The organism is Hyphomonas pacifica (genome assembly GCF_000682675.1).
Lineage (GTDB): Bacteria > Pseudomonadota > Alphaproteobacteria > Caulobacterales > Hyphomonadaceae > Hyphomonas > Hyphomonas pacifica.
In genome coordinates this window covers 23,029-33,212 of sequence record NZ_AWFA01000029.1, presented here as the reverse complement: position 1 = coordinate 33,212, position 10,184 = coordinate 23,029, and the positions used below count along the sequence as shown (strand labels likewise).

The 10,184-nt window shown below is 58.2% G+C and carries 9 protein-coding genes; 1 reads left to right on the top strand and 8 read right to left on the bottom strand.

Annotated elements, in window-relative coordinates; genetic code table 11:
• Window positions 1–110: 110 nt before the first annotated feature.
• From HY2_RS10225 to HY2_RS10210, 4 genes are all read right to left on the bottom strand, one after another.
• Window positions 111–2,231 (bottom strand): S9 family peptidase, encoded by a 2,121-nt coding sequence (locus HY2_RS10225; protein WP_034827285.1) that lies wholly within the window; start codon window positions 2,229–2,231, stop codon window positions 111–113.
• A gap of 182 nt (window positions 2,232–2,413) precedes the next feature.
• On the bottom strand, window positions 2,414–2,824 hold the full coding sequence (gene msrB / locus HY2_RS10220; protein WP_034827281.1) for a peptide-methionine (R)-S-oxide reductase MsrB: 411 nt from the start codon (window positions 2,822–2,824) through the stop codon (window positions 2,414–2,416).
• 153 nt (window positions 2,825–2,977) lie between these two features.
• Complete coding sequence (locus HY2_RS10215; protein ID WP_034827280.1) at window positions 2,978–3,433, bottom strand: MaoC family dehydratase; 456 nt, start codon at window positions 3,431–3,433, stop codon at window positions 2,978–2,980.
• 102 nt (window positions 3,434–3,535) lie between these two features.
• Window positions 3,536–4,681, bottom strand: coding sequence for an aminotransferase class V-fold PLP-dependent enzyme (locus HY2_RS10210; protein ID WP_034827278.1), 1,146 nt, complete (start codon window positions 4,679–4,681; stop codon window positions 3,536–3,538).
• 209 nt (window positions 4,682–4,890) lie between these two features.
• Between HY2_RS10210 and HY2_RS10205 the strand changes: the two genes are divergently transcribed.
• Complete coding sequence (locus HY2_RS10205) at window positions 4,891–6,453, top strand: hypothetical protein (RefSeq protein ID WP_034827276.1); 1,563 nt, start codon at window positions 4,891–4,893, stop codon at window positions 6,451–6,453.
• Between the two features lie 65 nt (window positions 6,454–6,518).
• Here HY2_RS10205 and HY2_RS10200 read toward each other — a convergent pair whose 3' ends face one another.
• The 4 genes from HY2_RS10200 to HY2_RS10185 all read right to left on the bottom strand — a co-directional run bounded on the left by HY2_RS10200 (window position 6,519) and on the right by HY2_RS10185 (window position 10,085).
• Window positions 6,519–8,066 carry an acyl-CoA synthetase gene (locus tag HY2_RS10200; RefSeq protein ID WP_034827274.1) on the bottom strand — a complete coding sequence of 516 codons (1,548 nt, stop codon included), beginning with the start codon at window positions 8,064–8,066 and terminating at the stop codon, window positions 6,519–6,521.
• 110 nt (window positions 8,067–8,176) lie between these two features.
• The gene (locus HY2_RS10195; protein ID WP_051594904.1) at window positions 8,177–8,761 is read right to left on the bottom strand and encodes a GNAT family N-acetyltransferase; all 585 of its coding nucleotides are present in this window, start codon (window positions 8,759–8,761) and stop codon (window positions 8,177–8,179) included.
• Window positions 8,758–9,159 (bottom strand): ketosteroid isomerase-related protein, encoded by a 402-nt coding sequence (locus HY2_RS10190; protein ID WP_034827270.1) that lies wholly within the window; start codon window positions 9,157–9,159, stop codon window positions 8,758–8,760. The genes HY2_RS10195 and HY2_RS10190 overlap by 4 nt, the downstream gene beginning before the upstream one ends.
• On the bottom strand, window positions 9,156–10,085 hold the full coding sequence (locus tag HY2_RS10185; protein ID WP_034827268.1) for a sterol desaturase family protein: 930 nt from the start codon (window positions 10,083–10,085) through the stop codon (window positions 9,156–9,158). The genes HY2_RS10190 and HY2_RS10185 overlap by 4 nt, the downstream gene beginning before the upstream one ends.
• Between the last annotated feature and the right edge of the window lie 99 nt (window positions 10,086–10,184).

Here is a 10,184-nt window from a genome sequence, read left to right as displayed (position 1 = left end):
GTAGGTTCGAATCCTATCGCTCCGACCATTTATAAAAGCCCGGCAAAGCCGGGCTTTTTTGCTTCCGGGACAAGAAAAAAGCCCCCAGCACGATGCTGAGGGCTTCGGGACTACTCTTCGTCGAACTCTAGATCGTCAACCTTGCCGACCGCAGCCAGCGCGAAGGCATATTCGGTGGCCGTTTCCTTCAGGCCTTCAAATCGGCCTGAGGCTCCGCCATGGCCAGCCTCCATATTGATCTTCAGGAAGTAGGGCCCGCCATTTGGCGCGTCATGGCGCAGGCGAGCGGCCCATTTGGTCGGCTCCCAATAGGTCACGCGCGGATCTGACAGGCCGCCGGTGATGAACATGGCCGGATAGTTCTGATCAGTGACATTGTCATAGGGGCTGTAGGAGGCAATGTAGTCATAGTCTGCCTCGCTGGTCAGCGGGTTGCCCCATTCCGGCCATTCCGGCGGGGTTAGCGGTAGTGTGTCATCCGACATTGTGTTGACCACATCCACGAATGGCACGGCGGCAATGATGCCGGCGAAGAGTTCCGGATCCATATTGGCGACGGCGCCCATCAGCAGGCCGCCTGCAGAGCCTCCCTGGGCCACGATCTTGCCTTCAGACGTGTAGCCCTGATTGACAAGGTAATGGCCGGCAGCGACGAAATCCTTGAACGTGTTCGTTTTCTTTTCGAGCTTTCCGTCCAGATACCATTGATAGCCCTTGGCCATGCTGCCGCGTGGATGGACGATGGCGTAGACAAAGCCGCGATCCACAAGACTGAGCCGCGATGTGCGGAAGTCTGCCGGGATGGTGATGCCATAGGAGCCATAGCCATAGAGCAGCATCGGCGCGGTGCCGTCCACGGGCGTCGACTTGTGGCGCAGGATGGTGACCGGCACCTCCGCGCCATCCCAGGACGGCGCCATGATGCGCTCTGCAACATAGTCGTCCGGATTATGGCCCGACGGCACTTCACGTGTCTTGCGCAGCGTGCGTTCGCGCGTGTTCAGATCATAATCTATGACCTGTTCAGGCGTCGTGGGCGAGGAGTAATCAAAGCGCAGGATCGGCGTATTGTAGTCATACCCGCTGTCGAGGCCGAGGGAATAGGCCTGTTCCTGGAAGCTGATCTCATGGCTGGAGCCGTCTTCGCGTGCCCGGACGACAATGCGCGGCAGGCCGTTCTCACGCTCCATGATGGAGAGGTAATCCTTCTGCGGCTGCATGCCCAGGATCAGCGTACCGGGGCGATGCGGGATGACTTCTTCCCAGGCGTCGCGCGAGGTGGAGTCCATCGGCGCGCGCATCAGCTTGAAGTCTACCGCGCCATCAAGATTGGTTGAGATATAGAACTGGCCGTCCCAATGGACGACATTGTATTCATTGTCCTTCTCGCGCGGCGCAATGATGCGGGGCTTGGGATCTGTCTCATCGGCCGGGAACCAGTAAATCTCTGATGTCGTGTGGCCTGACGCATTGATGAAGATCACATCCTGGCTGGCGCTCTTGTCGATACCGACAAAGAATTCCGGGTTTTCTTCCTGATAGAGCAGGGTGTCGTCGCCGGTTTCCAGATCGCGCATCCAGACCGAGTCCGGGCGGGCATTCTCGTCGCGGTGAACCCAGTAGATGCGCTTGCCGTCGGCGCTCCATTCGAATGGGCCATAGGCGTTTTCTATGGTAATGTTCTGGTCTTCGCCAGTTTCGATGTTCTTGACACGGATCGTGTAGAACTCGCTGCCTTGCGTGTCTGTTGAGTAGGCGATTAGCGTATGGTCCGGAGAGGTATCAATGCCGCCAAAGGAGAAATAATCCTCATCCTTGCCCATGGCGTCGCCGTCCAGAAGGATGGTCTCCTCCGCTTCCGGATCGAAGGCAGCCGAGGCGGGTTTGCGGGCGATGATCGGATACTCGCCGCCTTCCCGGTAGCGGGTGTAGTAGGCATAGGGCCCGTCGATTTCAGGAACCGAGCTGTCATCTTCCTTGATGCGGCCGCGCATTTCCTTGAACAGCTCTTCGCGCAGATCCGTGGTAGGGTCTTCGACCTCTGCCTTGGTGTAGGCATTTTCGGCTTCAAGATAGTCGCGAATGTCCTGGCGCAGGACAGAAGGGTCGCGCATCACTTCTTGCCAGTTATCATCCTTGACCCAGTGATAGGGGTCATTGCGCGTGCGGCCGACCTGAGTGATTTCGTGGTCAATACGCGGGGCAACTGGCGGCGCGAGCCGTTGTGGCACAGTCGGCGCGGCGGTTTGGTCCAGGGTTTGGGTCGTGGCGGTTTCAGTCTTTGTCATCGTGCATCCGGTGCTGAGCGCAACACAGGCTGCGCTGGCGAGAAGGTAATTAAGTCGCATGGGATCGGCTCCGCTGTTCAGAAGCCGGGATTGGATTGTATTTCAGGGGGCAGGTCCAGCCCAAATCACTCTGTCGGCCGGAAATCCAGCACGACGCCATTGATGCACCAGCGCTCTCCGGTTGGCGGCGGACCATCCTTGAAGACATGGCCCTGATGCACACCGCACACAGCGCAGTGGCATTCCGTGCGGGGCAGGATCATTTTGAAGTCGGTCTTGGTGGCGACGACGTCATCATTGACTGGCTTCCAGAAGCTGGGCCAGCCGGTGCCAGAATCGAATTTGTGCTCCGAGGACCAAAGCGCGGTGCCGCAGCCCTTGCAGTGGTAAAGGCCCTCGCGCTTTTCATCATTGTGATTACCGGGAGTGAAGGCGCGTTCGGTGCCTTCCTTGATGCCGACGCGGTATTCTTCCTCGGTCAGCAATTCCTGCCACTCGCGGTCGGATCGTTTGATCTTGGCCTTGTTTGCAGACATTCGCGGGCTCCCTGGGTTTGAGGCTTCAGACCTGGATATAGGGCCGGGCTATCCAGCCTGCCACTTTCCGTGCTGATGTCAGCAGCGCATACAAAAAATGGGAGGCCGTGACAGCCTCCCATTCCGGTAGATTTGTCAGTGATGGCGGGTGGCTTAGCCGTATAGAACTGTAATGGCTTCTGCGACGAGGGCCGGACGGTCCTGGCCTTCGATCTCCACCGTGGATTCCATTTTCATCTGCTTGCCGCCGGCTTTAGGCTCAACGGACAAGCACTTCTGACGCAGGCGCACCTTGGAGCCGACCGGAACCATGTTCGTGAAGCGCACCTTGTCAGAGCCATAATTGATGCCGCGGGTCGTGCCGGACACGCGCAGGACTTCAGAGCCCAGCATCGGCAGCAGGGACAGTGTCAGGAAGCCGTGGGCGATCGGGGTGCCCAGCTCCTTGGTGGCGCGCTCGACATCAACGTGGATCCATTGATGGTCGCCGGTGGCGTCTGCGAATTTGTTGACGCGGTCCTGGTCGATGACGTGCCAGTCGGAGACACCGACTTCCTGGCCAGCAAGCGATTCAAGGTCTGCAAAGTCTACGTTACGTGGGTCTGCCATGTAATCCTCCTGTTTGACCTGAGTGTTTTGGCGCGTTGGTGATAGCGGGGCAAGTCTGACGGTGGGGCAATTGTGTGGCGGCTTCACCGCGCATTGCCCGGTTCAGGCTGCCAGATGATGTGCAAGCTCCGCAATGAAGCGCTCTATGTCTGAATCTGTTGTGAAGAGATGTGGTGTGATTCTCAGGCGGTCGCCGCGCCGCGAGATGAAGATGTTTGCCTCCTTCAGCCGTGCGGTCAGATCATCCGGGGCATTTTCCGGCAGCAACGGGCAGAGATAGTGCCCGCCGCGTTCGGCCTGTGGCAGGCAGTGAAGGCCCAGGCTGGCGAGCTGGTCGGCAAGGGCCGCGTTCCGCGCGCTCAGCGTCTCGTTGATATTGCTGACGCCCCAGTCCAGGACTGTGCGAACCGCCGACTCAAAGGCTGGCAGCAGAGCGAAGTTTGACCGCTCTCCCATATCGAAACGCTGCGCGCCGGGGCCATAATGGTCTGTATAGTCAATCAGGCGTGCGAAGTTGGAAGAACCCTGGCGGGTGATCCAGTTCTGTTCCAGGGGAACGCCATTGCGATGCTGCGGCGCGACATAGAGAAAGCCCGTGGCGTATGGCGCGAGCAGCCATTTGTAGGCGGTGACGGCGACAAAATCAGGCTGCACGTCTTTCACGTCAAAGGGCAGCGCGCCACAGCTTTGCGTCAGGTCCAGCACCAAGGCGGCACCAACCTCGCGGCATCGTTTTCCGATGGCTGTCAGATCTAAGAGGGCTCCGTCGGTCCAGCGCACATGCGCGCAGGCGACGAGGCCTGTCTCCGGGCCGATAGCCGCTAGCAGAGCATCCGACAGGGTCTCCCCATCTTGGGCGCCGATTGTGCGGATCGAGGCGCCAGTGTGTTTCGCAAGCTCCCTCCACGTATAGACGTTGGACGGGAACTGGTCTTCCAGGAGCAGGATTTCCTGTCCCTTCGAGAGCGGCAGGTTGCGCGCTGCTGTAGCCAACGCATAGCTGGCAGATGGCGAGAAGGCGATGCCGTCTGTATCTGCGCCGATCAGTTCAGCCAGCAGAGGCCGCAGGCGCTCGGTATCTGCAAAGAATTCCGTATCCGGAATGGTCCAGGGGTGTAGCTTTCGCGCGAGCCCGTTCTGCCCTGCCTCAACTGAGGCTTTGGTCAACGGTCCCATCGTCGCGGTGTTGAAATAGGCGATATCATCGGGGATGTCGAACAGGTGTCGCTGATTGGGAAGTGTTGTCATGTTGCGCCCATTTGGATGCGGAGTGAAAGGTCAGCATGGTTCTTGCCCATAATGAATCGAGTTTCCACCCCGAAACCCAGAGGTCCCCCGGGTTCATATAAAGTTCATCCTGTAACCTTTTTACTGGAAAACAAACTCGCTAGGGTTGTCGCCGGAGCGTGTCCTGTGGTGGCTTTCAGTGAGGGATTTCAGGTTCGGGGGGACACTTCATGACTTACAATTTTTTCGCGCTTCTGGCAGGCGTAATCCTTTTTATTGGGGCTGCGGCTGCCGAGCCTCCGACCGAAGAGGCCAATGATCTGCTCTATGCCTGCGAGGCGAGCTATGCCCTGCAAGGTGCGAAGATGGACCCACGCTGGTGCCAGTGCCAAAGCGCATATTACCGCAAGCTGATGACCACAGCAGACTGGCGGCGTTACTCGCGTGACTTCTTCGCGCTGCGGGATCTTCAGGATTCCAACGCTCCGACGGCAGAAAATTCCTATGCCCGTGGCATGCAGATCGGACGAGATCACTGCGCGGCGTGCAATCAGAATGGTTATCAGGGCTGTCTTGCCAACACGGTAGACCCGACCCAAGAGCAAAGGGAAATCGTCAATGCGATCGCCCATGGAGCGTTCGGGAAGGTCAGTCGAAACATCGCCTACAAACAGATGTTTACGCGCTATATCGAGGCCTATTCCAGGCAGTGCCGTAGCCAAATTACCTCCGGAAAACTGATCATCCGTGAATATTCCAGCCGCAATGGGCCGACAGAGCGAGTCGAAGTCGCGGTGGAGCATCCATTTGTGGAGAGCTACAAGGCCTATGGGCGGGCGGACTCGGATGCCGTGACAGCCGATGCTGTGCGCGTTCTTGGGGATATCCTGACATCCGATAATCCTTTCGATCAGACGCCCACGATCAATATGGGCCAGCGCCTCGCCGGGCTGGACAATGACATGAATGAGATCGTCCGTGAGTGCCGGTCCGATTTCGGCAAGGCACTGCATGAGAATTTGCGCCGCTTCGATGCCGGTGAGGCACCGGTGAAGATGCTGGCGGCTTCGGCCAGTTCCGCCATGAGCGCGACCAGCCGTAGACAGATGATTCAAGAGGCGATGGCTGAAGCCTATGAGCGAGCAAAGAAACGCTGGGCTGCTGCGGATGCGAAACGGGCTTCACAGGAGGAGCTCAGGGCCGGGCTGACATGCTCGAGCGAAAAGTGGAACCTGCCTGACAGTAGCCGTGCACGAGTTGCCAATGAGTATGGCTCCTATGTCGGAGGTTGGCGTGGCACTCTGCTGGGTGGCGAAGCCGAATTGCTGACCTGGGGCACGATGGACATGTATGGTCAGTTGGCCGGGCTGATCTACTTCCCGGACAAGGCATGCCTCATGGCCGCCGAGTTCAAGAATGACAGCACCCCGCGTGATGCCGTCAAGCTGCAAGTCGTGAAGGCGCGTAGTCTGATCAGCCAGTGCACGGATGCCCTGAATCTGCCAGCGAACGTTGACGAAAAACGCTATAATCTGGGTGGCCAGTTCTATCTTGAACCCACCAGCACAGGACAGCGTATGACCCTGGCGCTGGGGACTATGTCGCCGGGTTACAGGGCCGTGAACAATATGGGTTTCGACGGGACGTGCGAGACGCAATCCGCCTTCAGCAAAGCGCCTGTCTCATCGGCCATGGTTGATCGCATTAGCGCCGAGAAAGCCGCGGCGGGTCGGCATCATCCGGGCTGGTTGCCTCCCCGACAGGTCATCGAACAGCTCACCGCTGGCCGGTAGATTGTTTTGTCGCCATTGAAGTCTGACTGGCCGCAGCACCGATATAGGCTGCGGCCTGGCTGTGATCAGACAATCCGGCTGCCTGACTTGCCCCAATAACGGTCGCGGATCAGGCGCTTGTAGAGTTTGCCGGTCGCGTGGCGAGGCAGTTCTGGGTCAAAGTCGATGCTTTTCGGGCATTTGATCTTGGACAATTCCGACCGGCAGAATTCGAGCAATTCCTCGGCTAGCTCGTCAGAGGCGGCGATGCCGGGCATCGGCTGGACAACGGCTTTTACCGCTTCGCCGAATTCATCATCCGGAATTCCGATAACGGCGACATCCGCGACTTTCGGGTGGGTGATGAGCACGTTTTCGGCTTCCTGCGGATAGATGTTCACGCCGCCAGAGATGATCATGAAAGCCTTGCGGTCTGTCAGGTAGAGGAAGCCGTCCTCGTCCACGCGGCCAACATCGCCGAGGGATGACCAGTCAGGGTGTTTCGGGTTGAGTGCAGAGGCGTTCTTGTCCGGCGCGTTATGATAGTTTGGTGGGGCGGTACCTCCGAAGTAGATCTGGCCTTCGGTGCCGACCGGCACTTCGTCGCCACTCTCGTCACAGATGTGAAGCTCGCCATGGACCGGGCGTCCGACAGTGCCCTTGTGGCTCAGCCAGTCCGGGCTTTTCACCCAGGTCATGCCATTGCCCTCAGAGCCGGCATAATATTCGTCAATGATGGGTCCCCACCATTCGATCATCTGCTCTTTGACCGGGATCGGGCAGGGCGCGGCTGCATGGATAACGAATTTCAGGCTGGAGACGTCATAGGATTTGCGGACATCTTCGGGCAGCTTCAACAGCTTCACGAACATGGTCGGCACCATTTGGGTGTGGGTCACCTTGTACTTCTGAACATATTCAAGGAAAGTTTCCGGATCGAACTTCTCCATGATGATCAGCGTGGCGCCGAGGCGCGTGAACGTCATGCACCAACGCAGCGGCGCGGCATGATAGAGGGGCGCCGGGGAGAGATAGATATCCCCCGGGCCACCGCCTGCGAGGGCTTTGGTGATCTGGACCAGCACATTGTCCGCATCAATGGGCGTATTTGGCTCAAGCGCCGGGCGGATGCCTTTCGGGCGCCCCGTTGTGCCCGAGGAGTAGAGCATGTCCGTGCCGGACATTTCGTCAGCAATGGGGGTGACCGGGAAGGTCTGCTGATGGCTTTCCAGCGGCTGGTAGCCGGGAATGTCACCGCCAATGGACCAATAATGATGCAGTTGGGTGATCTCTTTCACCTTTGTGGCCACATCGGCCTTGCTCTTGCTGGCGATCAGCAGGGAGGAGCCGGAATCCTCGACAATGTATTGAACTTCAGGTGCCGTCAGGCGGGACGAGATGCAGACGAAATAGAGACCTGAGCGCTGCGCCGCCCAGCAGATTTCGAAATAGCGTGGCGAGTTTTCTGCAAACAGCGCAATTGTGTCGCCGGGCTTCAGGCCCGCATTGCGAAAGGCGTGGGCAATCTGGTTTGAGCGTTCATCCAGTTGGCGGAACGTGACTGTCTCTCCGGATCCGGCCATGATGTAGGCGGGCTTGTCAGGTGAGGTCTTCGCGTGATGGCAAGGGTGCATGTCTATCCTCCGGTAAACCTCGCGCCCTCTGCCGGGGCGCGTTTGGGTGTTCGGAGAATATTTTTAGTCACCCCTAACCAAACGTCCACTGCCAACGTCGCGTCAGGCTCTCAGAGATCGTGAAACCAGTAATGCATGGTGTGGGGCAGACTGGGGTCACCATGTTGTTCGGGCCACTCGAAATTGGCGGAGATGTCAGGGCGCTTTGTGTAGCCGCGCTTGTTCCAGAATGTATCGAGCGGGGAATAGTCCGCAGGGCGTTTTGGGTGATCGGCAGGGCGCATCACGGCGCAGAAGCAGCTGCGGGCGTAGCCACGCTTGCGGGCGTGCTGCTCACGTGCATCGAAGAATTTGTGGCCAAGGCCATGGCCGCGCCACTCGGGCAGCAGAACGGATTCACCGAAGTAAAATGTGCTGGGCAGGTCAATGCCTGCCTGGACAAGTGGCTCGGCGAATTCGGAATGATGGTCCGTGATCGCAGAGCCTGTTGCGCAGCCTACAATTTCCCCTGCCTCCGTTTCCGCCGTCACGATGAAGGCATCCCTGGCAGTGGAGAATTTGCGCAGATAGTCCTGCTCATAGTCGATGGTGCCAGCGTAAAGGTACGGGAACGCCTCGAAGACTTGAATGCGCAGGCGTGCGAGCGCGGGAAGGGCGTCTTCCAGCTCATCACCTGACAGCGGACGTAAACTCATGAAGAGACCTGCCGCGTCCATTCGGCCAGATTATAATAGGTCGTCACGCGGGCGATCTTGCCGTCTGCAATCTCAAAGAAGGCCCCCGCAGGCAATTTGTAGGTCTGGCCACGGGCAGGCGGCAAATTTCCATCTGTCTGCTTGTAGATGCCGTTCACGATGAACTCCGCAGCGCCGCGTTTACCGTCATCTGATGTCATGACGGTGATGTCAGTCAGAGTCTCATCATAGCAAGTGTCCATATGGGCCAGGAATTGCCGGAAGGCGTCATGGCCCATGCGTTCTGCGCCCTCATTCACATCGTGGCGCAGCGCAGGAGAAACGCAGGCGATCATGCTGTTCCAGTCCTTCGCGTTGAAAGCATCATAATAGGATTGGATAAGGTCTTTGGAGGTCATTTGGGGAGTCCTGGCTGTCCGGCCTGTTCCGGGTGCTCCTTGATATAGGCATGTTTCAGCTCGATCGAGCGGTTGTGTTGTCCGTCAGGGCTCCACCCTGGCGCATTGGCGCAGCGGCATAGCCATCTGTCCGGTCGCAAGCCATCTGAGGCGCAGTCCCGGATGAGGCCGTAGAGCTCAAGGAAGGCAATCAGGAAAGGATTGTAGGTATTAAGCTGTTTCACGATGCCGTAGACTGGTTTGTCGTCTTCCTGTTCGGGCACATAAGTGCCGAACATCTTGTCCCAGATGATGAAAACGCCCGCGTAATTTGTGTCCAGATAGCGGGGGTTAATGGCGTGATGCACGCGGTGATGGCTGGGCGTGTTGAAGACGGCTTCAAACCAGCCCGGCATCTTGTCGATGGCTTCGGTATGGATCCAGAACTGGTAGAGCAGGTTCAGGCTCGCCACGAAGAAGATGACGTAAGGGTGGTAGCCAATCAGCACCAGCGGAATACCGAGGAAGATCAAGCCGGTAAACGGCCCAAACCAGGGTTGGCGCAGCGCCGTCGTCAGATTGTAGTGGCGGGAAGAATGATGCGTTGAATGTTCCATCCACCACCAGCGCGCCCGATGTGCAAAGCGGTGCTTCCAGTAATAGATGAAGTCGTACAGCACAAAGGCGATGGCAAAGGACCACCAGGTCACCGGCTGGGTCAGTAAACGGTACGGCCAGGTGAGCGACATCATCCAGAGAGCCACGGCGCCGGTCAGCGTGTTTACGATGACATTGCCTGCGCCCATGGCAAGCGACGCGAGCGCGTCTTTTGTCTCATATTTGCCGTGCCACTTGCCTGTCTTGACGGCCCACCACTCCAGGATGACCGAGAAAACAAAGACAGGTGCCGCAAGTGTGGTGACCTCCGGCAGGGGCATCAATTCCATGGCACGAAAACCTTCAGTCCAATGTCCTCGCCGACTCTTTCGAGAAGGGCATGGTCCAAGTTCAGGCCATGTTGCAAATTATTGCAAGAGGGCCATGAC